Origin of the sequence: Atlantibacter hermannii, from assembly GCF_009907385.1 — a bacterium.
Lineage (GTDB): Bacteria > Pseudomonadota > Gammaproteobacteria > Enterobacterales > Enterobacteriaceae > Atlantibacter > Atlantibacter hermannii_A.
Map to the genome: position 1 here is coordinate 211,374 of NZ_JAAATR010000042.1, position 26,928 is coordinate 238,301.

Genomic DNA, 26,928 nt, shown 5'->3' on the forward strand with positions numbered 1-26,928 from the left:
TTACATCAGCGGTTCAGCTAACTGTACCAGGCTAATCAGCGGCTGCGGCCATACGCCGAGCACCAGCACCAGCAGCGCGGAGATCAGCACCACGATACCGCCTGCGCTGTACTGCCAGTTAGACGGCGCATCGCGGTTCAGCTGCTGCGGCGCGTTCAGGTACAGGCTCACCGCGACGCGCAGGTAGTAGTAGAGACCAATCGCGGAACCCACCACCACGGCGGCAACCAGCCACCACAGGCTATCCTGCACACCGACGGCCAGCACGTAGAACTTACCGATAAAGCCCAGCGTCATCGGGATACCCGCCAGCGACAGCATCATCACCGTCATGACCGCCGACAGGATCGGACGGTGCCAGAACAGGCCACGGTAAGAGAACAGCGAGTCGGCATCCGGGCCACGGTACGGGCTGGACATCAGGCTGACCACGCCGAACGCGCCAAGGCTGCTGAACAGGTAACCGGCCAGATAGACGCCCACGGTTTCCATCGACATCTGGCCGCTTTGCAGCGCAATCAGCGCCACCAGCAGATAGCCCAGATGGGAGATGGAGGAGTAACCCAGCAGACGTTTAATGTTGGTCTGGCTGAGCGCCATCAGGTTACCGAAGATAATCGATACGAACGCGATAATGCCCAGCACCACGCGAATCGCTTCGCTGTCGCCCACCGGCGCGTACAGGAACAGACGCATCACCACGCTGAAGATGGCGATTTTGCTGGCGGTCGCCAGGAAGGTGGAGACCGGCGCAGGCGCGCCCTGATACACATCCGGCGTCCACAAGTGGAACGGCACCAGAGAGAGTTTGAAGCCCAGACCGACGATCATCATACCCAGGCCCGCCAGCAGCAGCGGCTCGTGCAGCATGTTGTCCGCCAGGCTCTTGCCGAGGCTAACAAACGACAGGCTGCCGGACTCCGCATACACCAGCGCCATACCGAACAGCAGGAACGACGAGGCCGCTGCTGACAGAATGGTGTACTTGATGCTGGCTTCCAGCGAACGTTTCTGGCGATACGCGTAGCCAATCAGGCCAAACAACGGCAGGGAGATCAGCTCGATACCCAGGAACAGCGAGGCCAGGTGGTTGGCGTTAGCCAGCAGAATGCCGCCCAGCGCCGCGATCAACACCAGAAGATAGAACTCTTCTTTGTTGTCGTAATAGCCCTCTAACCACGGATAGGCGAAGGTACAGGTGGCGAGGCTCGCCAGCAGCACCAGGCCGGTATAGAACATGGCGTAGCCGTCAACGCGCATCAGCGGCGTCACGTCCATCGCTCCCGCCTGGCCAACGAACCAGAGGGAAATTAACGCGGCGTTAAGGCCGACCACCGAGATCGTGGCATTCACAAAGTGGTTGCGTCGCCACGCAATGGAGAGCATCACCACCACTACCGTAAAGCCCACGACGAGCAGCGGTAGCAGCGCGATCAGTTGTTGTGGAGTTATTGTCATGGCGAATTACGGCCTTGTAGTAGAAACAGAATTAACAAACCACTGCTGGATATTGCCCATAGCAGAATGCGAGGTATCCAGAATCGGCTGCGGATAGAAGCCCAGCAGCACCAACAGCGCTACCAGCAACAGAATAATAAACAGCTCGCGCAGTGACATCCCTGGCAGATCCTGGTTGCTCAACTGGCTTTTCGCTTTACCGAAGTAAGCGCGATGCAGCATCGCCAGCGAGTAAACCGATGCAAATACCAGACCGAAGGTTGAAATCACGGTGATCACCGGCACAACCTGGAAGCTGCCGAACAGGATCATGAATTCACCGACGAAGTTACCGGTGCCCGGCATACCCAGCGTCGCGACCGCGAAGAACATCGACAGCGCAGGCAGCCACTTAATTTTGCTCCACAGGCCGCCCATCATCCGCATATCGCGGGTGTGCAGGCGCTCGTACAGCTGACCGCAGAGAATAAACAGACCCGCCGCCGACAGGCCGTGGGCGATCATCTGGATCACTGCGCCCTGGTAAGCGAGCTGGCTGCCGGTATAGATGGCGATCAGCACGAAGCCCATATGGGAAACGGAGGTATAAGCGATCAGGCGTTTGATGTCGTACTGGGTAAAGGCCATCCACGCGCCGTAGAAAATGCCGATCACGCCCAGCCACATGGCGACAGGCGCGAACTCCGCAGAGGCGTTCGGGAACAGCGGCAGCGAGAAGCGCAGCAGACCGTAGGCCGCCGTTTTCAGCAAAATCCCCGCCAGGTCGACAGAACCCGCCGTCGGTGCCTGGGAGTGCGCATCCGGCAACCAGCCGTGCAGCGGCACCACCGGCATTTTCACCGCGAAGGCGATGAAGAAGCCCAGCATCAGCAGCCATTCAACGTTATGAGACATCGGCGTTTTCAGCAGTTGCTCGTAGTTGAAGGTCCAGACGTCGGTCGCGTTGTAGTGCACAAACACCAGCGCCAGGATGGCAATCAGCATCACCAGGCCGCTTGCCTGGGTATAAATAAAGAATTTGGTGGCCGCCGTGATACGCGTTTTCCCGTCAGAGGCTTTGTGCCCCCACAGCGCGATCAGGAAGTACATCGGCACCAGCATCATTTCCCAGAAGAAGAAGAACAGGAACATATCGATGGCAAGGAACACGCCGATGACGCCGCCGAGGATCCACATCAGGTTAAGGTGAAAGAAGCCCTGATATTTCTCGATCTCGTTCCAGGAACAGAGCACAGCCAGCACGCCCAGCAGACCGGTTAACACCACCATCAGCAGTGAAAGGCCGTCAATTGCCAGGTGAATGGTGATCCCGAAGCGGGGGATCCACTGCATCACAAACTCGGACTGCCACTGCGGCAGGCCCGCTGCTTGCGTCAATCCATAACCCCCCTGCAACCACAGTTGCAAAGAGAGCGCCAGCGTCAATCCCATCGTGATCAGTGCGATCCAGCGCGGCACCTTCACGCCGAAGCGTTCAGTTTGCCAGCACAGAAAGCCACCGATAAAGGGAATCAGTATTAGCCAGGGTAGTAACATGGCGATTTACATTCCTTTTTAAGGCCCTCAGAAAGGGCCTGATTTTCAACGAATTCTTTTAAAATTCACTTATCGATCAACGCAACACCATCAGCAGGCCGAGAACCACGACCGCGCCGATGCTCATTGACGCCACGTACCAGCGCAGGTAACCGTTCTCGCTAAACAGCAGGCCTTTACCTGCGAAGCGGGACAGCAGCGCCGGGGTGTTCATCAGGGCATTCAGCGGATCGCGTTTAATCAACCAGGCGATACCGAGGAACGGTTTTACGAAGATCATGTCGTACAGCCAGTCAAAGCCCCAGGCGTTGTACCACCAGGTGCCCAGCAGACGGCCCGGCGCGCTGTTGGCGATAGACGTCACCAGGGTGCGTTTGCCCAGCCACAGCCACGCGGCAATCACGATGCCCGCGATAGCGACCACGCCGGAAGCGATTTCCAGGGTCAGCATACGGCCATGCTCAAGCTCGGTGGTATCCGGCAGTACGCCCTGCAGCGGCGGCACAATCAGCGCGCCGATGAAGGTCGACAGAACCAGCAGTACGATCAGCGGCAGGTGATGGGTAATCCCCTTCCCTGCATGAGCGTGAATTTGCTCTTTGCCGTGGAACACGATGAAAATCATACGGAAGGTGTACAGCGAGGTCATAAACGCCCCCGCCAGACCGGCGATCATCAGATTGATATGACCGTTAGCCATGGCACCCGCCAGAATTTCGTCCTTACTGAAGAAGCCTGCGGTAATCATCGGCAGCGCCGCCAGCGCCGCGCCGCCTACCAGGAAGCAGACGTAGACCAACGGAATCGACTTACGCAGGCCACCCATTTTGAAGATGTTCTGTTCGTGGTGGCAGGCCAGGATCACCGAACCGGACGACAGGAACAGCAGGGCTTTAAAGAACGCGTGGGTCATCAGATGGAAAATCGCCGCATCCCACGCCAGTACGCCCAGCGCCAGGAACATGTAGCCAATCTGGCTCATGGTGGAATAAGCGAGCACGCGTTTGATGTCGGTCTGCACCAGCGCCGCGAAACCCGCCAGCACCAGCGTTACCGCACCCACGATACCCACCAGATGCAGCACTTCCGGGGTCAGCAGGAACAGGCCATGGGTACGGGCGATCAGGTAGACGCCCGCCGTCACCATGGTTGCGGCGTGGATCAGCGCGGAGACCGGCGTCGGGCCAGCCATCGCGTCCGCAAGCCAGGTCTGCAACGGCAGCTGCGCCGATTTACCCACCGCGCCGCCCAGCAGCATTAACGTCGCCCACTGGATCATGGTGTTGCCGTCAGCGAAGTGCTGCGGAGCCAGCTCTACCATCTCGCGGAAGTTCAGGGTGCCCAACTCGTTGTAGAGGATGAACAACGCGAACGCGAGGAAGACGTCACCGACACGGGTTACCACGAAGGCTTTCATCGCCGCCGCGCCGTTTTTCGGATCGGTATAATAGAAGCCGATCAGCAGGTAAGAACACAGGCCCACGCCTTCCCAGCCGAGGTACATCAGCAGCAGGTTATCGGCCAGCACCAGAACCACCATGCTGGCGATAAACAGGTTGGTGTACGCGAAGAAGCGCGAATAGCCCTCTTCACCGCGCATGTACCAGGATGCGAACATGTGGATCAGGAAACCGACGCCGGTCACCACCGACAGCATGGTGAGCGACAGCCCGTCCAGCACCAGATTGAAGCCGATGTTGAAATCACCGACCGCCATCCAGGTCCAGAGCGGTTGAACGAACGGCTCGCGGCCGCTGTTCAGGAAATCGATACCCGCATACGCCGTGACCAGCGCGGCCAGGCCCACAGAGCCCATGCCGATGGTCGCAGATACATTCTCAGACCAGCGTCCGCGCGAGAACGCCAGCAGTACATAGCCAATCAATGGCAGAAAAATGGTTAACCAAAGGAGGTTCATCCACGCATCTCACTTACTGAATCGATATTCAGATTCTGGCGACGACGATGGAGCTGTAGCAACAGCGCCAGGCCAATACTGGCTTCCGCGGCAGCCAGGCTGATTGCCAGGATGTACATCACCTGACCGTCCGTCTGCCCCCAGTAGCTTCCCGCGACGACAAACGCCAGCGCGGCAGCATTAATCATGATTTCCAGTCCAATCAGCATAAACAGCAGATTGCGACGGATAACCAGGCCCGTCAGCCCAAGCACAAACAGTATGGCCGCGAGGATCAGCCCGTGTTGTAAGGGGATCATGCGTGCTCCTCCGATTTTCTTTTCGCCCGGTCTTCAGGACGGTTGCTCAGCACTTCGCCGGGACGATCTTCGCGCCCGACATGGAAGGCGACAACCAGGCCCGCCAGCAGCAGCATAGAGGCCAGTTCCACCGCCAGAACGTAAGGACCAAACAGCGTAATCCCCACTTCTTTGGCAGACACCGGCGTACCGTCGATACCCTGATCGTTGACGCTCATGATGGCGTAAACCAGCACCGCCAGCAGTACGGCGGACAGCAGGCCCGGACCGATCCACACCTGCGGTTTCAGCCACTGGCGCTCCTGTTCGATCTCGGAACCGCCGAGGTTGAGCATCATCACCACGAACACGAACAGCACCATAATGGCGCCCGCGTAGACAATGATTTCCAGCGCACCGGCAAAGTAAGCGCCCAGTGAAAAGAACACGCCGGAAATCGCCAGCAGCGAAATGATCAGATACAGCAGCGCGTGTACCGGATTGGTGTGCGTGATAACCCGTAAGGTGGCGAGTATTGCCACAAGGGCGCATATATAAAACGCGAATTCCATTGCCACTCTCCTTACGGTAACAGGCTCTTGACGTCGATAGGCTTGGCTTCGTTCTCTGCTTCGCCTTTGTCTTTTCCGTCGATTGCCATACCTGCCATCCGGTAGAAGTTGTACTCCGGGTATTTGCCCGGACCGGAAATCAGCAGATCCTCTTTCTCGTACACCAGATCCTGACGTTTGAACTCGCCCATTTCGAAATCCGGCGTCAGCTGGATTGCGGTGGTCGGGCAGGCCTCTTCGCACATGCCGCAGAAAATGCAGCGTGAGAAGTTGATGCGGAAAAATTCCGGATACCAGCGGCCATCCACGGTTTCTGCTTTTTGCAGCGAGATACAGCCTACCGGACAGGCTACCGCACACAGGTTACAGGCAACGCAGCGCTCGGAACCGTCCGGGTCGCGCGTCAGCACGATGCGGCCACGGTAGCGCGGCGGCAGGTAAACCGGCTCTTCCGGATACATGCGGGTTTCGCGTTTGGCAAAGGCGTGCAAGCCAATCATCCAGATACTACGGACCTGGGTGCCGAAACCCACCACTATGTCTTTCAATGTCATGGTTTTTTCACCCCTTATTGCGCCTGCCACAAAATGACAGCCGCCGTTGCCAACAAATTGAGAAGCGTCAACGGCAGGCACACTTTCCAGCCGAAGGACATTACCTGGTCATAACGCGGACGCGGTAATGAGGCGCGAATCAAAATAAACATCATCATGAAGAACGCGGTTTTCAGCGCGAACCAGATGAAAGGAGGCAACCATGGGCCATGCCAGCCACCGAAGAACAGCGTGACCATCAGCGCCGACACGGTAACAATACCGATGTACTCGCCCACGAAGAACAGACCGAATTTCATACCGGAATATTCGATGTGGTAACCATCCGCCAGTTCCTGCTCGGCTTCCGGTTGGTCAAACGGGTGACGGTGACACACCGCCACGCCGGCAATCGCAAAGGTTACAAAACCAAAGAACTGCGGAATGACGTTCCAGATGTCCGCCTGGTTATTGACGATGTCGGTCATGTTAAATGAACCCGCCTGCGCCACCACGCCCATCAGAGAGAGGCCTAAAAACACTTCGTAGCTCAGGGTCTGCGCAGACGCACGCATCGCCCCCAGCAGGGAGTATTTGTTGTTGCTCGACCAGCCGGCGAACAGCACCGCGTACACCGCGAGGCCTGCCATCATCAGGAAGAACAGGATGCCGATGTTGAGATCGGCCACTACCCAGTTCGGGCTGACCGGCACAATCGCAAAGGCCAACAGCAGCGAGGTAAAGGCGATCATCGGCGCCAGCGTAAAGATGACGCGGTCGGTAAAGCGCGGGACCCAGTCTTCTTTAAAGAACATCTTGATCATGTCCGCGACCAGCTGGAGCGAACCGCCCCAGCCTACGCGGTTCGGTCCGTAGCGGTTCTGGAACAGGCCCAGAAGGCGGCGTTCGCCGAAGCTCATGAACGCCCCGCAAGTTACCACTACCAGCAGAATGACAACCGCTTTCAGGATGGTCAGCAGAATCTCAATAACATCCGGTGTTAACCAACTCATTGTTGAGCCTCCTGCAGATCCTTAAGACGCGCACCGGCCAGCACTGGCGCGATACCCGGCATGCCCATAGGTAAGCCGACCTGCCCTGCCGTCAGCCCTTCGGAGATCACCAGCGGTAAGGTCACGGTCTGCCCGTCGTAATTGAAGGAGACCTTCGCGCCCGCGTTCACGCCAAGCTTCGCGGCATCCACCGGGTTGAGCTTGATGTACGGCTGCGGCATACGGCTCTGGAACACCGGCGAACGCTGCGACATCTCATCGCTGCCGAACAGGTGGTAGTACGGCGCGATACGCCATTCACCGTCCTGCGCCGTGAAGCCTGCCGGTACGTCGCTGAAGTAATCCAGACCGGTTTCCGACGCTTCGATCAGGCGCACGCCCGGATCGCCGTGGCGCAGTTTCCCGCCCACTTCGTCCTGGAATTTGTTCCAGGCCTGCGGGGAGTTCCAGCCCGGAGCCCAGGCGAACGGCACCTGAGAACGCGGCGCATCCGGATGGTTGTTCCCTTCCATGGAGAAGGCGAACATGGTGTCTTTGTCCTGCGGCTGGCGCGGTTCGTGCACGCTGATGTTGGCGCGCATCGCGGTACGGCCACTGTAGCGGTGCGGTTCACGAGCCAGTTTCTGTCCGCGAATGCGGAAAGAGGCATCCGGCGCGGCGTTTTTAATGCCCGCGAGCTGCGGCAACTGTTCAACCACCGCGTCGATGACATGGTCAAGCTGCGTCCAGTCCACTTCACGGCTCTTCACGGTGCTGTGCAGGGAGTGCAGCCAGCGCCAGCTTTCCAGCATGGTGATGCTGCTGTCGTAGTAAGACGGCTCATACACCTGGAAGAAGCGCTGTGCGCGGCCTTCGTTGTTGATAACCGTACCGTCGCTCTCGGCGAAGCTCGCGGTGGACAGTACCAGATGGGCTTTGTCCATGATCGCGGTGCGCTGATGGTCGATAACCATCACCAGCGGCGCTTTGCTGAGCGCCGCATCAACGCGCGCGGCAGAAGCGTGGCGGTGCAGATCGTTTTCCAGCACCACAACCGCGTCGGCGGCCCCGGTTTCCAGCTCGGTCAGCGCGTCGTCAAGCGAACCGCCGCCGATCATGCCGAGGCCAACGCTGTTAACCGCACGGGCAATCATCGTAATGCCGACATCCGCGCCACGGCCTTTCAGGGCTTTCGCCACGTTAGCCGCTGCGTGGATCACGTCAGCGCTGCCAGCGTTGGTGCCGGAGATGATCAACGGTTTTTTGGCACCGGCCAGCGCCTGTACGATCACGTCGATCTTGTTTTGCAAATCGCGATCGATGCCGTCAACCGCCGGGGCGCTGTTATCCAGGCCGTGGGCAATGGCGAAACCTAAACGCGCCTGGTCTTCAACCGGCGCGCGGTAGGTCCACGCGGCGATATCATCCAGACGGGTGTTATCGACGTTGGTGACGAACAGCGGGTGTCTAGCGCGCTGGCCGATGTTCAGGATCGCCGCAATCTGCCAGTCGGCCACTTTCTGGGCCGCCGCCATTTCGCGCGCTTTGCCTTTCACCGCCTGACGCACCGCCAGGGCCGCGCGGGCACCGGTCTGGGTCAGGTCTTCGCCGAGGATCAATACCGCGTCGTAAGATTCGATTTCACGCAGCGCCGGGGTATGGACGCCGCTGTTGCGCAGCACGTCCAGCATCAGCTGGAGGCGCTGTTGTTCGCCCGCCGCGATACCGGTGTAGAAGTTTTCCGCGCCCACCAGTTCGCGCAGCGCGAAGTTGCTCTCCACGCTGGCGCGCGGGGAACCGATGCCGATCACTTTCTTCGACTGGCGCAGAATATCCGCCGCCCCTTGCATCGCCTGCTCGGCGTTGAGGGTGATCCAGTCATCGCCACGGCGCTGAACCGGCTGACGCGGACGGTCCTTCAGGTTGACGTAGCCATAGCCGAAACGGCCGCGATCGCACAGGAAGTAGTGGTTCACGGTGCCGTTGTAGCGGTTTTCGATACGGCGCAGTTCGCCATAGCGTTCGCCCGGGCTGGTGTTGCAACCCAGCGAGCACTGCTGGCAGATGCTCGGCGCGAACTGCATGTCCCATTTACGGTTATAGCGTTCGGAGTGGGTTTTATCGGTGAATACGCCGGTCGGGCAGATTTCCACCAGGTTGCCGGAGAACTCGCTTTCCAGCGTGCCGTCTTCCGGGCGACCAAAGTAGACGTTGTCGTGTGCGCCATACACGCCCAGATCTTCGCCGTCTGCGTAGTCTTTGTAGTAACGCACGCAGCGGTAGCAGGCGATACAGCGGTTCATCTCGTGGGAGATAAACGGACCGAGATCCTGATTGCGGTGGGTACGTTTGGTAAAACGATAGCGGCGGAAGCTATGACCGGTCATGACCGTCATATCCTGAAGATGGCAGTTACCGCCTTCTTCACACACCGGGCAGTCATGCGGATGGTTAGTCATCAACCATTCCACAACGCTTTCGCGGAACTGCTTCGCTTCTTCGTCATCAATAGAAATAAAAGTGCCGTCGGTTGCCGGTGTCATACAGGACATCACCAGGCGACCGCGGGTATCTTCCGCGTTCTGATATTGCTTCACCGCACACTGGCGGCAAGCTCCAACGCTCCCCAGCGCTGGATGCCAGCAAAAATAAGGAATATCAAGACCCATAGAGAGACAAGCTTCTAACAGGTTGTCCGCTCCATTGACCTCGTATTCTTTGCCGTCTACATGAATCGTAGCCATAGTCAGCATGCTTCCAGTTATCTCAGTTTAAAACTGAGCGTTAATCAAATTAGGCTTTTCGCGTCTTTTGCTCTTAAGACGGCAGGATCACCAGCGTGCTTTTAAAAGGTTCGGCTGAATCCCATTAATCAGATGGGTATTGCTGAACGGCTGTTTGATCCCGGCTTCGAATTCGTCGCGGAAATATTTAATCGCACTCTGAAGCGGCTCGACTGCACCTGGCGCGTGCGCGCAGAAGGTTTTGCCTGGGCCCAGGAAGCGGCACAGCTGCTCCAGGGTTTCGATGTCCCCCGGCTGCCCTTCCCCACGCTCCAGCGCGCGCAGGATCTTCACGCTCCACGGCAAACCGTCACGGCATGGCGTACACCATCCGCAGGATTCACGTGCGAAGAACTCTTCAAGGTTGCGTACCAGCGAGACCATGCCGATTTCGTGATCCACGGCCATCGCCAGTGCGGTGCCGAGACGGCTGCCCGCTTTACCAATGCTTTCGAATTCCATCGGCAGGTCGAGATGCGCTTCAGTCAGGAAGTCAGTCCCCGCGCCGCCTGGCTGCCAGGCTTTAAATTTCAGGCCGTCGCGCATGCCGCCCGCGTAGTCTTCAAGGATTTCGCGCGCGGTGGTGCCGAACGGCAATTCCCACAGGCCCGGGTTTTTCACGCGGCCTGAGAAACCCATCAGCTTGGTGCCCGCATCTTTGCTCTTCGAGATGTTCTGATACCACTCCACGCCGTTAGCGAGGATTGCCGGCACGTTGCACAGGGTTTCGACGTTGTTCACACAGGTCGGTTTACCCCAGACGCCGGAGCTCGCCGGGAACGGCGGCTTGGAGCGCGGGTTAGCGCGGCGGCCTTCCAGCGAGTTAATCAGCGCGGTTTCTTCCCCGCAGATATAACGGCCCGCCCCGGTGTGCACGAACAGCTCAAAATCAAAGCCGGAACCGAGAATGTTTTTACCCAGCAGACCCGCTTCGGTGGCTTCTGCGATAGCGCGACGCAGACGATCCGCTGCTTCGATGTATTCGCCACGCAGGAAGATGTAGCCACGGTAAGCTTTCAGCGCGAACGCGGAGATCAGCATGCCTTCCACCAGCAGGTGCGGCAGCTGTTCCATCAGAAGACGGTCTTTATAGGTGCCCGGCTCCATTTCATCGGCATTACACAGCAGGTAACGGATGTTCATGGATTCGTCTTTCGGCATCAGGCTCCACTTCAAACCGGTGGAGAAGCCTGCGCCGCCGCGGCCTTTCAGGCCCGAATCTTTTACCTGATTGACGATGTCGTCCGGCGACAAACCGGTCAGGGCCTTACGCGCGCCCTCATAGCCGTTTTTGCTGCGGTATTCGTCAAGCCACACTGGCTGTTCATCATCGCGCAGACGCCAGGTCAGCGGATGGGTTTCTGGAGTGCGAATGACGGTTTTCATTTGTACTGCTCCAGCAGGTCAGGGATTTTCTCTGGCGTCAGGTAAGCATGCGTGTCTTCATCGATCATCATGCTCGGCCCTTTGTCGCAGTTGCCCAGGCAGCAGGTCGGCAGCAGGGTGAAACGGCCATCAAAGGTCGTCTGGCCCGGCTTGATCTGCAAATGCTTTTCAATAGCCGACTGAATGCCCTGGTAACCGGTGATATGGCACACCACGCTATCGCAGTAGCGGATTACGTGGCGGCCAACCGGCTGGCGGAAAATCTGGCTATAGAACGTGGCCACGCCTTCGACGTCGCTCGCCGGGATGCCCAGCACCTCGGCAATGGCATAGATTGCGCCGTCCGGCACCCAGCCACGCTGTTTCTGTACGATTTTCAGCGCTTCAATGGACGCCGCACGCGGGTCTTCGTAGTGGTGCTTTTCGTGCTCAATTGCCTCACGCTCTGCCGCACTCAGCTCAAAAGCCTCGGTCTGTGGTTGTTGATTCTCGTGCATAATTAGCGATCCACATCAGACATAACAAAATCGATACTACCCAGATAGACAATCAGGTCGGACACCAGGCTGCCGCGAATGGCAGACGGGATCTGCTGCAGGTGCGGGAAGCTCGGGGTACGAATGCGCGTGCGGTAGCTCATGGTGCTGCCGTCGCTGGTCAGGTAGTAACTGTTAATACCCTTGGTTGCCTCAACCATCTGGAAGGATTCGTTGGCCGGCATTACCGGACCCCAGGAAACCTGCAGGAAGTGAGTAATCAGGGTTTCGATATGTTGCAGCGTGCGCTCTTTCGGCGGCGGCGTGGTCAGCGGGTGATCCGCCTTGAACGGGCCTTCCGGCATGTTCTTGTAGCACTGCTCAAGAATACGCAAGCTCTGGCGCAGCTCTTCAACTTTGAGCATCACGCGGGTGTAACAGTCGCTGACGCCACCGCCCACCGGCACTTCAAAGTCGAAGTTCTCATAACCGGAATACGGACGTGATTTACGCACATCAAAGTTAATACCGGTCGCACGCAGCGCCGCGCCCGTGGTGCCCCACTCCAGCGCTTCTTTCGCGCCGTAAGCGGCAACGCCCTGGGAACGGCCCTTCAGGATGGTGTTGCGCAACGCCGCTTTTTCATAGGAATCAAGACGCTTCGGCATCCAGTCGAGGAATTCGCGCAGCAGACGTTCCCAGCCTTTCGGCAGATCGTGGGCGACGCCGCCAATGCGGAACCAGGCCGGGTGCATACGGAAGCCGGTGATGGCTTCGACTAAATCATAAATTTTCTGGCGATCAGTAAAGGCAAAGAACACCGGCGTCATCGCGCCAACGTCCTGAATAAACGTCGAAATATAAAGCAGATGGCTGTTAATGCGGAAGAGTTCGGAGAGCATTACGCGAATCACATTAACGCGATCCGGCACGGTGATCCCCGCGAGTTTTTCTACCGCCAGCACGTATGGCATTTCATTAACGCAACCGCCAAGATATTCAATGCGGTCGGTGTACGGGATGTAGCTGTGCCAGGACTGGCGCTCGCCCATCTTCTCGGCGCCACGGTGGTGGTAACCGACATCCGGTACGCAGTCGACAATCTCTTCGCCGTCCAGCTGCAGGATGATGCGGAACGCACCGTGCGCAGACGGGTGGTTCGGGCCGAGGTTCAGGAACATGAAATCTTCATGTTCTGTCCCGCGCTTCATCCCCCACTCTTCCGGTTTGAAGGTCAACGCCTCCATTTCCAGATCCTGCTTCTGCTTTGTCAGTTCGAACGGGTCGAATTCAGTCGCACGTGCAGGGTAGTCTTTACGCAGCGGGTGGCCTTCCCAGGTGTTCGGCATCATGATGCGCGTCAGGTGCGGGTGTCCGGTAAAGGTAATACCGAACATCTCCCAGGTCTCACGCTCATACCAGTTGGCGTTCGGGAACAGGTTGGTGAGCGTCGGCACGTTCAGATCGTTTTCTAAAAATGCCACCTTCAGCATGATGTCGCGGTTGCGATCGATAGAAATCAGGTGGTAGAAAACGGAAAAATCCGCGGCCGGTAAACCGTCGCGGTGGGTGCGGAGACGCTCATCCATGCCATGCAAATCGAACAGCATGACGTAGGGCTTAGGGAGCCGTTTGAGGAAATCCACTACTTCCAGTAATTGTTCACGCTTTACCCACACCACCGGTACGCCGGTGCGGGTCGCCTGAACAGTAAAGGCATCCGGCCCAAAACGGTTACGCAGTTCGCCGATGACCGGATCATCGAGATGATCGCGGGTTTGCCATGCTGGCAGTACGGCGTCTTGCGCGGTTAAATCGGTCATATTTTTCACCATTGCAAATGGTTCTTTGGTGACTGCCGGAAGTGGCTTCGCGCTATTGTTTATTGATATGCGAAGGCTGTTCCACATCCAACAGGCGCAAATTAAATCTCGTCTGGTGTACGCAAGTTAGTTACAGCAATGCGTTCGCCACGTTTACGGTCGCGTTCTGACTGCATATTGGCGCGGTATACGCCCTGATCGCCAACCACCCAGGACAGAGGGCGACGCTCTTTGCCGATAGACTCCTGCAGCAGCATCAGCGCCTGCATGTAAGCCTCCGGACGCGGCGGGCAGCCAGGGATGTACACGTCCACCGGTATGAACTTATCCACGCCCTGAACCACGGAGTAGATGTCGTACATGCCGCCAGAGTTTGCGCACGCGCCCATGGAGATGACCCATTTTGGCTCAAGCATCTGGTCATACAGACGTTGGATAACCGGCGCCATTTTGGTAAAGCAGGTGCCAGCCACCACCATCAGGTCAGCCTGACGCGGGGACGCACGCAATACTTCTGCACCGAAACGCGCTACGTCATGGACTGCGGTAAACGACGTCACCATTTCCACGTAGCAGCAGGAAAGGCCAAAGTTATAAGGCCAGATTGAGTTTTTACGACCCCAGTTCACCATGTCGTGTACGGCATTCTCGAGTTTGCCCATGTACACACTACGATGAACGTGCTGCTCCAGGGGATCGGTCACGATCTCCTGTTTCTGCAGGGGGTAACGGTCATTCTCACCGTCAGGATCGATGCGGGTGAGCGTATAATCCATCTTAATGCCTCGCTGTTACTGCGGATGACGATTAGTGTGACTGCCAGGTTCAGGGTTAATTTGGCTACGACGCGAGCGAGCGGGCGTCCAGTCCAGCGCACCGATACGTGCCAGATAAACCAGACCAGCCAGTAACACTAAAATGAAAATTGCGGCCTCAACAAAGCCAACCCATCCGCTTTCACGGATAGAGGTTGACCATGCAAAGAGATACAGGGCTTCCACGTCGAAGATGACGAAGAACATCGCCACCAGATAAAACTTAGCGGAAAGTCGCAGACGAGCGGTGCCGACGGAGTCGATCCCTGATTCGAAAGGCGTGTTTTTCTGACGACCGCGCGCGCGACCACCCAGAAAGAAAGCGCCCGCCAACATCAGGCAACACAGGCCGATGGCGATGATAAGAAAGATAGCGAATGCCCAATGATGAGCGATGACTTCAGTGGATGTAGACATACTCATTGCTTAACTCTAATGGTGACGATGTTAATCTCTGCTCTTACTGGCAGATGAACGTCACATTGATTCATGGGGAGGAATAAAAAAACCGTACAACCACTACCAAAACAGGGCTCAAGCAGCGAATTGATGGGCATTTTTACTCCTTTCTATAACCTTTTGTCAACTTTAACAAAAGTATCCTCACATTAATTTACATCAGCAGCACATCATTAACATTTAATGCCTTTAACCTGCTTTCTGACGCCAGCAGATCTTAGTTTTCATGTTGTTGAATCGTGTCCGTTGTGTGAGCTGTGTAAAAACGCCCCTTTATTTTGGCAGGAATTCTCAACTATTCATCCCCCCTGGTAAGGGTATTTTCTTGATCTGAGACACGGTTCTGTTAATTGACAGGAAAAAAAAACAACAAAAATGCTGATTTTTTAACATTAGGTGCCGTTCCAATCATTTTGAAAGGCTGTTTTGCTTCTGGCTCGGCCTTCGCCTGATTCCGCTGGGATGAAATGCGGGAACATTTTGCCGCTTTACTGTCCCTGTTATGTGCAAAAAATAAGCCCCGGATGCCATTATAAGCATCAGGGGCTTGTTTATAACAGTTATCCTTTGGGAGGAGGCTATTCGAGCCCATCCTCGATGAGCATGCTGTTTCCTTCCGTCGCGGCCATCTGGTAGCCCCACGGATTATAGTGGGTCTGCATGGCCTGAAAAATTACCTGGGTCAGTTCGTTGCCGCTCTGCGGATTACGGCACAGCAGGTATTCCGTTTCCGGCAACATCGGCAGCCCTTCGCTGATACCCAGCACGCGTAACTCCGGGCTCATCATTTCGACCGGACGGGCCGTTATCCCTAACCCCGCTTTCACCGCCGCGCGCACCGCCGCAAGGGTGGAGGCCATATAGGAGATCCGCCAGGGAATGTTCTCGCTATTGAGATGTGAAATTATTACATCGCGATAGGGACTGGGTTCGTCTAACACCACCAGCGGCACGGGCTCGCCTTTCGGCAGAATGAAATCCGCCGCGCAATACCACAGCGTAGGAGACGTTCTCAGCACCATGCATTCCGCGTTATCCGGCTGTGTGGTCGTCACCACCAGATCGACTTCATGCTGCATCAGCATTTCGATCATGTAAGGATTGCGTTTAACTCTCACATCAAGCGAAATCTTCGGATAAACCGAACTAATGCGATTTAAAATAAAAGGCAGGATGGTATCTGCGGATTCATCGGATGCGCCGATAGTCAGGGAGCCCTGAAGGCTGCTAAACATTAGCGACGTACATGCTTCATCATTGAAGCGTAAAATTTTACGGGCATAGCCCAGCAGTTGGATACCATGCTCAGTAAGCAATTTGTTGCGACCATGGCGAGCAAAAAGCTCTTTGCCGACGAGCTGCTCCAGCCGCTGCATTTGCTGGCTTACGGCTGATTGAGTCCTGCATACTGCCGCCGCTGCCGCCGCAAACGTGTTCAAATCGGCAACGGCAACAAACGTTCTCAGCAGATCGAGGTCGAGATTAAGGATCGGACGATTTGCGTTTATCATATTGTTATTCACTATCAGGTGGCTCATAGGGAGCTGCCCCGGATCTGTTGCTATGTGTTATCGAAGCGCCAGCAATTCCATTTGAAGCATGCATCCTTTCGGTAAAAATCTGCTGGAGAAGATTTCCAGCGCAATCATTCTGAATTAGTCCTTTAAGTCATACATATAGCTGACTTTTGCGCGCTGAATAATATCTACAGATATAACATACAAACCCTAAAAAAAAATTACCAGTAGCTAGATCCGCTGGATGAAATAATTTTTTATTCGTTTCAGTTAAGCGTAACGTGAAAACGCCTAACGCGGGTTTACCAGACAAATCATTGTAAGAATTTAATTTTTATTCTTAAATAAAATAAGCCAGTTAAAACAATAAGTTAAATTCAACATACTGGTTAGATAACACGAAAAAAACGATGAAACACCGTTAAGACTCAGGTAGAACCTGGCGATAATATCCTAAATCGCCCTATTTTTTAAGTCTCGATACGATTAATCTCATCGAGTTAATGTTTTAAGAGCTAATTAAGATTGTTCAGATAATCTGTTTAACTCGCCAGGCTTTCGACTAATAATTAAATTTCCTTAATAATTACAAATAAGATTTTGTTTACACAGAAGCCAGACTTGCGGTGACTGCATCCTTGAAAAGGGGATACACACATCAGTGCGTAAAATTAAACATTCATTTTTTCTGAGTATTTGTCAGAAGTAATTTGCTCAGGCCTTACTTCACGCAGCAGATATTTCACATAAAAAGTATAAACCTCCCAGCGCTACGCTGTAAATCAATATTAAAAACCACACATACTTGTTTATTTAGGATTTAATATCGAAATGTGATAACAAACCATGCTAATGCTCGAAGGGGATTTTATTATGCCTCTTTGCGCACACCTTCAAAACCCTCCTGCAGGAGAGTACATTGTGCGCATCCGCTTCCACGGCAGGAAGCACGGCTCACAAAAAGGTTTGATGCATGTCCCCCATCGAAAAATCCAGTAAGCTCGACAATGTCTGTTATGACATTCGTGGCCCCGTTCTTAAAGAAGCGAAACGCCTTGAAGAAGAAGGGAACAAAGTCCTCAAATTAAACATCGGAAACCCTGCCCCGTTTGGCTTCGATGCCCCGGATGAAATCCTGGTAGATGTGATCCGCAATCTCCCGACTGCACAAGGCTATTGTGATTCCAAAGGTCTGTATTCGGCACGTAAAGCGATCATGCAGCATTACCAGGCGCATGATATGCGCGATGTCACGGTAGAAGACATCTATATCGGTAATGGCGTGTCGGAACTGATCGTGCAGGCGATGCAGGCGCTGCTGAACAGCGGTGACGAGATGCTGGTTCCTGCGCCGGATTACCCGCTGTGGACCGCCGCAGTCTCGCTGTCCAGCGGCAAAGCGGTGCATTACCTGTGCGATGAATCCGCCGGCTGGTTCCCGGATCTGGACGATATTCGCGCCAAAATCACGCCGCGCACCCGCGGCATTGTGGTGATCAACCCTAATAACCCGACGGGCGCGGTGTATTCAAAAGAGTTGCTGCTGGAGATCGTCGAGATCGCCCGCCAGCACAACCTGATTATTTTCGCTGACGAAATCTACGACAAAATCCTGTATGACGAGGCGCAGCACCACTCCATCGCCGCGCTGGCTCCGGATTTGCTGACCGTGACCTTTAACGGACTGTCCAAAACCTACCGCGTGGCGGGTTTCCGTCAGGGCTGGATGGTGCTCAACGGGCCGAAAAAACACGCCAAAGGCTATATTGAAGGGCTGGAAATGCTGGCCTCAATGCGTCTTTGCGCCAACGTGCCGGCGCAGCATGCGATTCAGACCGCGCTGGGCGGTTACCAGAGCATCAGCGAGTTTATTACGCCCGGGGGCCGTCTCTACGAGCAGCGCAACCGGGCGTGGGAGCTGATTAACGATATTCCGGGCGTCAGCTGCGTGAAACCGCAGGGCGCGCTGTATATGTTCCCAAAAATCGACAGCAAGCGTTTTAACATTCACGACGACCAGAAAATGGTGCTGGATTTCCTGTTACAGGAAAAAGTGCTGCTGGTACAGGGGACCGCCTTTAACTGGCCCTGGCCGGACCATGTGCGCATCGTGACGCTGCCGCGTCTTGACGATCTGGAAATGGCGATTAACCGTTTTGGCCGTTTCCTGTCGCACTACCATCAGTAATACCCCGAGGGGGAAGGTTTGCATCTTCCCCCAACACCTCGCACAATGGCACTCTGTCGTAGCCAGAGACCGCCTGAAATGAATCAAAGCCACTTCTTCGCCTATCTTTCTCGTCTGAAATTAATTAACCGCTGGCCCCTGATGCGCAATGTGCGCACTGAAAACGTCTCCGAGCACAGTTTGCAGGTGGCGATGGTCGCCCACGCTCTGGCGGCGATTAAAAACCGCAAATTCGGCGGTACGCTGAATGCCGAGCGCATCGCGCTGCTGGCGATGTACCACGACGCCAGCGAAGTGTTAACCGGAGACTTGCCAACGCCGGTAAAGTACTTCAATAACCAAATCGCCCATGAGTACAAAGCGATCGAAAAAATCGCCCAGCAAAAACTGGTGGATATGGTGCCTGAAGAACTGCGCGATATTTTTATGCCGCTGATTGACGAGCACTACAGCAGTGACGAAGAGCGCGCCATCGTAAAGCAGGCCGACGCCCTGTGCGCCTATTTAAAATGTCTGGAAGAGCTGTCTGCGGGCAACAACGAATTTTTACTGGCGAAATCGCGCCTCGAAAAAACCCTTGAGGCGCGGCGCAGCGAAGAGATGGATTATTTCGTGCAGATGTTTGTCCCGAGTTTCCACCTCTCGCTGGATGAAATCAGTCAGGATTCGCCGCTGTAACCTTAAAACGGGAACAGCAGCGGGATCAGAATCACGCACACCACCATCACTATCAGCGTAAACGGCACCCCAATCTTCACGAAGTCGCTGAACCGATAATTCCCTGGGCCAAGCACCAGGGTATTTACTGGCGATGAAACCGGCGTCATAAACGCCGCCGATGCCGCCATCGCCACCATCATGGCAAACGGATACGGCGACACACCCATCGATTTGGCCGCCGCTAGCGCAATAGGCGCCATCAGCACCGCCGTCGCGGTATTGGAGATAAATAGCCCAATAGTGGCGCACATCACAAACAGGCAGATCAGCATCAAATATGGCCCGTAGCCGCCGCCGAGGCGCATTAACCCCTCAACGATAAGCTCAACGCCGCCGGTTTTCTGAAGCGCCAGTGCGAACGGCATCATCCCGACGATCAAAATAATGCTCGGCCAGTGAATTGCTTTCCAGGCGCTTTCGGCATCGATACAGCGAAATTTACCCATTAACAAACAGGCGATAATCGCGGCGACAGGATTGGGGATTTCATCGGTGAGCATCAACGCCACCATCAACGCCAGGCAGAAAATCGCATGGGGCGCCTGGCTGTGTGCTGGCGACGCATCCCCCTCTTCTACCGGCAGGTTCAGCACCAGGAAGTCGCGTTTTTTCTGGCTCAGATGGGCGATGAGCTTCCAGTCGCCCACCACCAGCAAAATATCACCCAGCTCCAGCGGCTCGTTGACAATCCCCTCTTCCAGCGGCTCGCCGTTGCGGCGCAGGCCCACCACGTTTAAGCCATAACGGGTACGAAAACCAATTTCCCGCACCGTTTTTCCGACGATTTCCGAATCCGGGATCAGGGACACCTCCGCCATCCCCACGTCCAGCGCCTGATCGGAGAAGTATTCCCCACGCAAAATCATCGGCTCCAGCAGTTGCTCGCTGCAAAACTGACGCAAATCGACGTCGGACGCGGACATATCGATCAGCAATACGTCCCGCGCGCGAAATTCGGTCACGCCATGCACGTTGACGATCACCCGGCGAAAACGCCGCCAGCGCTCCAGACCAATGACATTCGCGCCATAGCGCTCGCGCAGTTTTAAATCGTCAAGACGCTGACCAATCATTGGCGACCCGGGACGGATCGCCAGACGCCGCGCCCTGCCCGCCAGACGGTATTCTTTGATCAGCTCGCGAAACGTACGCCGCCGCCAGGTATCCGCGCCCTCCTCCTTGCTGCTGCCGGTTAGCGCGCCGCGCATTACCAGCATATAGACGATGCCCAGCAGCAAAATCACCAGCCCCAGCGGGGTGACGCTGAAGAAGTGAAACCCCGCCAGCCCTTCGCGCAACAGTTCACTGTTGATCACCAGGTTAGGCGGCGTGGCGACCAGCGTCATCATGCCGCTGATCAAGCCGGCGAAACTGAGCGGCATCATCAGCCGCGACGGCGAGGTTTTCATGCGCATCGACACGCTGAGCACCACCGGAATAAAAATCGCCACCACGCCGGTGGAACTCATAAACGCGCCGAGGCCCGCCACGGTCAACATCAGCAATACCAGCATGCGCGTTTCGCTGCTGCCCGACATCTGTACCAGCCACGACCCCATCTGGGTGGCCACACCGGTACGCACCAGCCCGTCGCCTATCACAAACAGCGCGGCGATCAGGATCACGTTGGGATCGCTAAAGCCAGAAAAGGCTTCGCTTAGGGTGAGCGTACCGCTTAACACAAAGGCCACAATAACCATTAACGCCACCGCATCCATGCGGATTTTGCCGGTGGCAAACAACAGTACCGCCACAGCCAATAAAGTCAGAACCCATATCAGTTCGCTGTTCACTCGCTTTCCTTGTCGTTGACGCAGGCCTCGGGTAAGTGATGCAAAAATTGACGAAGCATTTGAAATGCTTCGTCAATCTGGAAGTGGGAACATACTAACGCTTTTTGAGTAAAGCGTGGTGGGGTTACATCATGAAAGCGAGCGTTTTGCGTAGCGGATCGCACCGTCGGGCTGTTTTTCGACTGTCAGATCGGTCAGCGCATCCAGCCGTAGATCCACTTCGTTAAGACGCGGCGTGGTGTCAGGCGCATTAACGGCAATAACTTCGCTGCCTGCGGCCAGCCCGGAAAGTATGCCTGCGGGCGCATCTTCCACCACCACGCACTCCTCAGGCTTAAGCCCCAGCAACTGAGCGCCGAGCAGATAGGCATCCGGCTCAGGCTTACCGCGCGCCACGCGTTCTGCCGTGACAAACACTTTCGGCTCCGGCAAGCCGGCGGTGGCGCGCCGCGCCGAGGCGACGGGGATAGAACCGGAGGTGACAATCGCCCACGGGATCCCCTGCTCATTAAGATGGTTTAACAGCGCCACCGCGCCGGGCAGCGCGGTCACGCCTTCGGTATCGGTGGCTTCGATCTGTTCCAGACGCAGGAATTCCGCCTGGATCTCCTCTTCGCTGCGGCCAGCCATAAAATGACGCAGCGAGGTGATCGCCTGCTTACCGTGGATAAAATTCAGCACCTCGTCATGGGCAATGCCAAAACGGTCGGCCCAGCCGCACCAGGCGCGTTCCACTACCGGCAGCGAATCCACCAGCGTTCCGTCAAGATCGAACAAAAATCCTTTAATCACAGCGCGCTCCCGTCAGGCGTTAACGATTTGGGTGATTTCGTTCGGGCTCAGGTGATACTGGCGCGGGCAGGAATGCCACACTTTCAGCATCCGCTGGTATTTTTCCCACATTGGGGTCTGGGCGTTAAAACCGTGGGTGCCGGCGTCAAAATGGGTGTAACGCCCTTCGATATTGACCATAAAGCGTACATAACCGAGGTAGCGAGCTTCCGTGGCGGCATCGAAGCCTAAGAAAGTGACGCGGCGCTCATCAATGCCGGGGTTATCTTTCAGGTTGGTCCAGGAGACGCTCAACGCGTGGTACATCTCCATGATGTCAATGATAATGCGGCAGGTTTCTTCTTTCAGCTCACCGAATTCACGGTCCACCTCGCGCATTTGCAGGCCGTAGCCGCGTTCGATAATGGTTTGCAGGCGGCGATAGCGCTCGGCATTATCCGGATCGAGCATGGTCATCATTTTGTACTGATTCGAGAGGATCAGTCGTTGAGCGTTGGTCATTTCCATTTTTGACTCCTGTTACGCATAGGCGCGTTAAGCAACTCAGATGCCCTCTTTATATGCGCAACAGGGGGCAAATTACAAATCATCCAGGAAAGTTTTGTCCAGCTGGCGAAACGCGCGCTTTAACGTATCAGCTAACGCCTGGTAATCGGGCTTGCCCTGCACCGGCGCCAGGCTCTGGCCCGCCTCTTCCAGTTTAGAGCGCACTTCATAGAACCAGTGCAGGATGGATGGCGGCAGCGGCGTGACCGAACGTTTACCCAGCCACCACAGGCCCTGCATCGGCAGGCTGATGGCAAACAGCGCGGTGGCGACTGCCGGGCCGAGCTGGCCGCCGAGCGCGATTTGCCAGGTTAAGGTAAACACCGCAATCGGCGGCATAAAGCGAATGGCGAAGCGGGTGGCGCGGATAACGCGATTTTCCACAAACATCGGGGCGAGGCGTTTTTCCATAGGCCACGTCTTGGCGTAGTGCTGTCCCCGGCGAAATAAGCTAAAAAAGCTAACGGGGGAATTCTCGGGAGTGGACATGGCTTTACCTCAACTTCACATATAAAGAATCAAAATTTCGTGCAAGATAACAACAGTTCATATCACCATTCAAAATCTTTTTCAAAAACCCGCGCTATCAGGTATCCTGTGCCAGCTTTTGATGGCGTAGACCTTAGGGTACACCCTGTCAACATTGATTCGCCTCGCTTTGGCTTCCAGCCATCAACCAGGCGATAATGCTAAGAATTTCCTTCGTGATGGCGAATTTTATCCCTGCCATGACGTTAATCATAAATGTCAGCGTCATCATGCGCTACGCTGATAGACTCACTGACGTTTTTTTAGCCACGTATCAATATAGGTACTTCCATGTCGAGTAAGTTAGTACTGGTTCTGAACTGCGGTAGCTCCTCACTGAAATTCGCGATCATCGACGCGGCAAATGGTGAAGAGTACCTCTCTGGTTTAGCCGAATGTTTCCATCTTCCTGAAGCCCGTATCAAATGGAAAATGGATGGCGGTAAACAAGAAGCGGCTTTGGGTGCAGGCGCCGCTCACAGCGAAGCACTGAACTTTATCGTTAATACTATTCTGGCACAAAAACCAGAGCTGTCCGCACAGCTCACCGCGATTGGCCATCGTATCGTACACGGCGGCGAAAAGTACACCAGCTCTGTGGTTATCGACGAATCCGTCATCCAGGGCATCAAAGATTCCGCGTCCTTCGCACCGCTGCACAACCCGGCTCACCTGATCGGTATCGCAGAAGCGCTGAAATCCTTCCCGCAGCTGAAAGATAAGAACGTTGCCGTGTTCGACACCGCGTTCCATCAGACCATGCCGGAAGAGTCTTACCTGTATGCCCTGCCGTACAACCTGTACAAAGAGCACGGCGTTCGCCGCTACGGTTTCCACGGCACCAGCCACTACTATGTGACTCAGGAAGCCGCGAAAATGCTGAACAAGCCGGTGGAAGAAGTGAACATCATCACTTGCCACCTGGGCAACGGCGGTTCCGTTTCTGCAATCCGCAACGGCGAGTGCGTGGACACCTCTATGGGTCTGACCCCGCTGGAAGGCCTGGTGATGGGCACCCGTACCGGCGATATCGATCCGGCGATCATTTTCTTCCTGCACGATAACCTGGGCATGAGCGTTGACCAGATCAACAAAATGCTGACGAAAGAATCTGGCCTGCTGGGCCTGACTGAAGTCACCAGCGACTGCCGTTATGTTGAAGACAATTACGAATCCAAAGAAGACGCTAAGCGTGCGATGGACGTTTACTGCCACCGCCTGGCGAAATACATCGGCTCTTACACTGCGCTGATGGACGGTCGTCTGGACGGCGTGGTGTTCACCGGCGGTATCGGTGAAAACGCCGCGATGGTTCGCGAACTGTCTCTGGGCAAACTGGGCGTGCTGGGCTTTGAAGTCGATCACGAACGCAACCTGGCTGCCCGCTTCGGCAAATCTGGCTTCATCAACAAAGAAGGCACCCGCGCCGCGATGGTCATCCCGACCAACGAAGAACTGGTGATCGCTCAGGATGCGAGCCGCCTGACCGCTTAATCCCCCGCCGCCAGCCTCTGCTGGCGGTGTTGTTTTTTGTGCCAGAGAATTTCTGGCCGCCGTGTATAAGAGGATAAACCGTGTCCCGTACAATTATGCTTATTCCAACCGGAACCAGCGTCGGCCTGACCAGCGTCAGCCTCGGCGTGATCCGCGCTATGGAACGTAAAGGCGTTCGTCTGAGCGTCTTCAAACCGATCGCGCAGCCGCGCGCTGGCGGCGATGCGCCGGACCAGACCACCACCATCGTGCGTACCAATTCCAATCTTCCGGCCGCTGAGCCGCTGAAGATGAGCCACGTTGAGTCTCTGCTCTCCAGCAATCAGAAAGATGTGCTGATGGAAGAGATCATCGCGCGCTACCACGAGAACACCAAAGACGCGGAAGTGGTGCTGGTTGAAGGCCTGGTGCCGACCCGTAAACATCAGTTCGCGCAGTCGCTGAACTTCGAAATTGCCAAGACCCTGAACGCGGAAATCGTGTTCGTGATGTCTCAGGGCACCGATACCCCGGAACAGCTGAAAGAGCGTATCGAGCTGACCCGCAGCAGCTTTGGCGGCGTGAAAAACACCAACATCACCGGCGTGATCATCAACAAGCTGAACGCCCCGGTTGACGAGCAAGGCCGCACCCGCCCTGACCTGTCTGAAATCTTTGACGATTCCAACAAAGCCAAAGTGATCAACATCGATGCGCAACAGCTGCAAGCGGTAAGCCCGCTGCCGGTGCTGGGCGCGGTGCCGTGGAGCTTCGATCTGATCGCCACCCGCGCGATCGATATGGCTCGTCACCTGAAAGCGACCGTGATCAACGAAGGCGACATTAAAACCCGCCGCGTGAAATCCGTGACCTTCTGCGCGCGCAGCATCCCGCACATGCTGGAACACTTCCGCGCAGGCTCTCTGCTGGTGACCTCTGCCGACCGTCCTGACGTGCTGGTTGCCGCCTGTCTGGCTGCCATGAACGGCGTGGAAATCGGCGCTATTCTGCTGACCGGCGGGTACGAAATGGACGCCCGCATCAGCAAACTGTGCGAGCGCGCTTTCGCTACCGGCCTGCCGTTATTCATGGTGAACACCAACACCTGGCAGACCTCCCTGAGCCTCCAGAGCTTCAACCTCGAAGTGCCGGTTGATGACCATGAGCGTATCGAGAAAGTGCAGGAATATGTGGCCAGCCACATTAACGCTGACTGGATCGAATCCCTGACCGCCAGCTCCGAGCGCAGCCGTCGTCTGTCTCCGCCAGCGTTCCGCTACCAGCTGACCGAACTGGCGCGTAAAGCGGGCAAGCGCGTGGTGCTGCCGGAAGGCGACGAGCCGCGTACCGTGAAAGCGGCGGCTATCTGCGCCGAGCGCGGCATTGCGACCTGCGTGCTGTTAGGCAACCCGGATGAAATCACCCGCGTTGCGGCGGCTCAGGGCGTTGAACTGGGCGCTGGCATTGAAATCGTCGATCCGGAAGTGGTTCGCGAAAGCTATGTTGCCCGTCTGGTTGAATTGCGTAAGAGCAAGGGCATGACCGAAGCGGTTGCTCGCGAACAGTTGGAAGACAACGTGGTGCTGGGCACGCTGATGCTTGAGCAGGATGAAGTTGACGGCCTGGTATCCGGCGCGGTTCACACCACCGCCAACACCATCCGTCCGCCGTTGCAGCTGATTAAAACCGCGCCGGGCAGTTCGCTGGTTTCTTCCGTGTTCTTTATGCTGCTGCCGGAACAGGTTTACGTGTACGGCGACTGCGCCATCAACCCGGATCCGACTGCAGAACAGCTGGCTGAGATCGCTATCCAGTCCGCAGATTCCGCCGCCGCGTTTGGTATCGACCCGCGCGTTGCGATGCTCTCCTACTCCACCGGCACCTCCGGCGCGGGCAGCGATGTAGAGAAAGTTCGCGAAGCGACCCGTATCGCACAGGAAAAACGTCCGGATCTGGTGATCGACGGTCCGCTGCAGTATGACGCCGCAGTCATGGCTGACGTTGCGAAATCCAAAGCGCCGAACTCCCCGGTGGCCGGTCGCGCGACCGTGTTCATCTTCCCGGATCTGAACACCGGTAACACCACTTACAAAGCGGTACAGCGTTCTGCCGACCTGATCTCCATCGGGCCGATGCTGCAGGGTATGCGCAAACCGGTTAACGACCTGTCCCGTGGCGCGCTGGTAGACGATATTGTTTACACCATCGCGCTGACCGCGATCCAGTCTGCTCAACAGCAGTAATTTGCCGCTGGCCTGAGCCGCTTAAATCCGGAAACAGTTGCTGTTTCCGGATTTTTTTATCTCAGGGATGCGCCGTAAATAAAACCCGATTTGCTGTTA

General features: G+C 56.0%; 22 protein-coding genes. 4 read left to right on the forward strand and 18 right to left on the reverse strand.

Annotated features, from left to right (window positions below; all coding sequences use genetic code 11):
- The 14 genes from nuoN to lrhA form a co-directional block, all read right to left on the reverse strand.
- Complete coding sequence (gene nuoN, locus GV764_RS12750; RefSeq protein ID WP_161660481.1) at positions 1-1,458, reverse strand: NADH-quinone oxidoreductase subunit NuoN; 1,458 nt, start codon at positions 1,456-1,458, stop codon at positions 1-3.
- Positions 1,459-1,464: 6 nt separating this feature from the next.
- On the reverse strand, positions 1,465-2,994 hold the full coding sequence (gene nuoM, locus GV764_RS12755) for an NADH-quinone oxidoreductase subunit M (RefSeq protein WP_161660482.1): 1,530 nt from the start codon (positions 2,992-2,994) through the stop codon (positions 1,465-1,467).
- A gap of 76 nt (positions 2,995-3,070) precedes the next feature.
- Complete coding sequence (gene nuoL / locus GV764_RS12760; protein ID WP_161660483.1) at positions 3,071-4,912, reverse strand: NADH-quinone oxidoreductase subunit L; 1,842 nt, start codon at positions 4,910-4,912, stop codon at positions 3,071-3,073.
- On the reverse strand, positions 4,909-5,211 hold the full coding sequence (nuoK, locus tag GV764_RS12765) for an NADH-quinone oxidoreductase subunit NuoK (RefSeq protein ID WP_002463445.1): 303 nt from the start codon (positions 5,209-5,211) through the stop codon (positions 4,909-4,911). The genes nuoL and nuoK overlap by 4 nt, the downstream gene beginning before the upstream one ends.
- Positions 5,208-5,762 (reverse strand): NADH-quinone oxidoreductase subunit J, encoded by a 555-nt coding sequence (gene nuoJ / locus GV764_RS12770; RefSeq protein ID WP_161660484.1) that lies wholly within the window; start codon positions 5,760-5,762, stop codon positions 5,208-5,210. Before nuoJ ends, nuoK begins: the two co-directional genes overlap by 4 nt.
- Positions 5,763-5,773: 11 nt before the next feature.
- Entirely contained in the window at positions 5,774-6,316 is a 543-nt protein-coding gene (gene nuoI / locus GV764_RS12775) for an NADH-quinone oxidoreductase subunit NuoI (protein ID WP_125291545.1), read from the reverse strand.
- Positions 6,317-6,330: 14 nt separating this feature from the next.
- The gene (gene nuoH, locus GV764_RS12780) at positions 6,331-7,308 is read right to left on the reverse strand and encodes an NADH-quinone oxidoreductase subunit NuoH (protein WP_161660485.1); all 978 of its coding nucleotides are present in this window, start codon (positions 7,306-7,308) and stop codon (positions 6,331-6,333) included.
- Entirely contained in the window at positions 7,305-10,031 is a 2,727-nt protein-coding gene (gene nuoG / locus GV764_RS12785; RefSeq protein ID WP_161660486.1) for an NADH-quinone oxidoreductase subunit NuoG, read from the reverse strand. Before nuoG ends, nuoH begins: the two co-directional genes overlap by 4 nt.
- An 87-nt stretch (positions 10,032-10,118) precedes the next feature.
- Entirely contained in the window at positions 10,119-11,456 is a 1,338-nt protein-coding gene (gene nuoF / locus GV764_RS12790) for an NADH-quinone oxidoreductase subunit NuoF (RefSeq protein WP_161660487.1), read from the reverse strand.
- Positions 11,453-11,953 (reverse strand): NADH-quinone oxidoreductase subunit NuoE, encoded by a 501-nt coding sequence (gene nuoE / locus GV764_RS12795; protein WP_002463451.1) that lies wholly within the window; start codon positions 11,951-11,953, stop codon positions 11,453-11,455. Before nuoE ends, nuoF begins: the two co-directional genes overlap by 4 nt.
- A gap of 2 nt (positions 11,954-11,955) precedes the next feature.
- Positions 11,956-13,767, reverse strand: a complete 1,812-nt coding sequence (nuoC, locus tag GV764_RS12800; RefSeq protein WP_161660488.1) for an NADH-quinone oxidoreductase subunit C/D — start codon at positions 13,765-13,767, stop codon at positions 11,956-11,958.
- A gap of 89 nt (positions 13,768-13,856) precedes the next feature.
- Positions 13,857-14,531: an NADH-quinone oxidoreductase subunit NuoB gene (nuoB, locus tag GV764_RS12805; RefSeq protein ID WP_002463453.1), complete on the reverse strand. Its 675-nt coding sequence runs from the start codon at positions 14,529-14,531 to the stop codon at positions 13,857-13,859.
- 15 nt (positions 14,532-14,546) lie between these two features.
- Positions 14,547-14,993, reverse strand: coding sequence for an NADH-quinone oxidoreductase subunit NuoA (nuoA, locus tag GV764_RS12810; protein ID WP_125291540.1), 447 nt, complete (start codon positions 14,991-14,993; stop codon positions 14,547-14,549).
- 614 nt (positions 14,994-15,607) lie between these two features.
- Entirely contained in the window at positions 15,608-16,540 is a 933-nt protein-coding gene (gene lrhA / locus GV764_RS12815; RefSeq protein ID WP_161660489.1) for a transcriptional regulator LrhA, read from the reverse strand.
- 979 nt (positions 16,541-17,519) lie between these two features.
- On the opposite strand from lrhA, the gene alaA reads away from it, so the two are divergent.
- Positions 17,520-18,734, forward strand: a complete 1,215-nt coding sequence (gene alaA, locus GV764_RS12820) for an alanine transaminase AlaA (RefSeq protein WP_161660490.1) — start codon at positions 17,520-17,522, stop codon at positions 18,732-18,734.
- A 78-nt stretch (positions 18,735-18,812) separates the two neighbouring features.
- On the forward strand, positions 18,813-19,412 hold the full coding sequence (gene yfbR / locus GV764_RS12825) for a 5'-deoxynucleotidase (RefSeq protein ID WP_161660491.1): 600 nt from the start codon (positions 18,813-18,815) through the stop codon (positions 19,410-19,412).
- Between the two features lie 2 nt (positions 19,413-19,414).
- Here yfbR and GV764_RS12830 read toward each other — a convergent pair whose 3' ends face one another.
- The 4 genes from GV764_RS12830 to yfbV form a co-directional block, all read right to left on the reverse strand.
- Positions 19,415-21,247, reverse strand: coding sequence for an SLC13 family permease (locus tag GV764_RS12830; protein WP_161660492.1), 1,833 nt, complete (start codon positions 21,245-21,247; stop codon positions 19,415-19,417).
- Positions 21,248-21,376: 129 nt separating this feature from the next.
- Positions 21,377-22,039 (reverse strand): sugar phosphatase, encoded by a 663-nt coding sequence (locus tag GV764_RS12835; RefSeq protein ID WP_161660493.1) that lies wholly within the window; start codon positions 22,037-22,039, stop codon positions 21,377-21,379.
- A gap of 12 nt (positions 22,040-22,051) precedes the next feature.
- The gene (locus GV764_RS12840) at positions 22,052-22,546 is read right to left on the reverse strand and encodes a YfbU family protein (protein WP_161660494.1); all 495 of its coding nucleotides are present in this window, start codon (positions 22,544-22,546) and stop codon (positions 22,052-22,054) included.
- Positions 22,547-22,618: 72 nt separating this feature from the next.
- Positions 22,619-23,074, reverse strand: a complete 456-nt coding sequence (yfbV, locus tag GV764_RS12845; protein ID WP_144130262.1) for a terminus macrodomain insulation protein YfbV — start codon at positions 23,072-23,074, stop codon at positions 22,619-22,621.
- 330 nt (positions 23,075-23,404) lie between these two features.
- On the opposite strand from yfbV, the gene ackA reads away from it, so the two are divergent.
- Both ackA and pta read left to right on the forward strand, forming a co-directional pair.
- Positions 23,405-24,607, forward strand: a complete 1,203-nt coding sequence (ackA, locus tag GV764_RS12850; protein ID WP_161660495.1) for an acetate kinase — start codon at positions 23,405-23,407, stop codon at positions 24,605-24,607.
- An 80-nt stretch (positions 24,608-24,687) separates the two neighbouring features.
- The gene (pta, locus tag GV764_RS12855; protein ID WP_125291531.1) at positions 24,688-26,829 is read left to right on the forward strand and encodes a phosphate acetyltransferase; all 2,142 of its coding nucleotides are present in this window, start codon (positions 24,688-24,690) and stop codon (positions 26,827-26,829) included.
- The last annotated feature ends 99 nt before the right edge of the window (positions 26,830-26,928 follow it).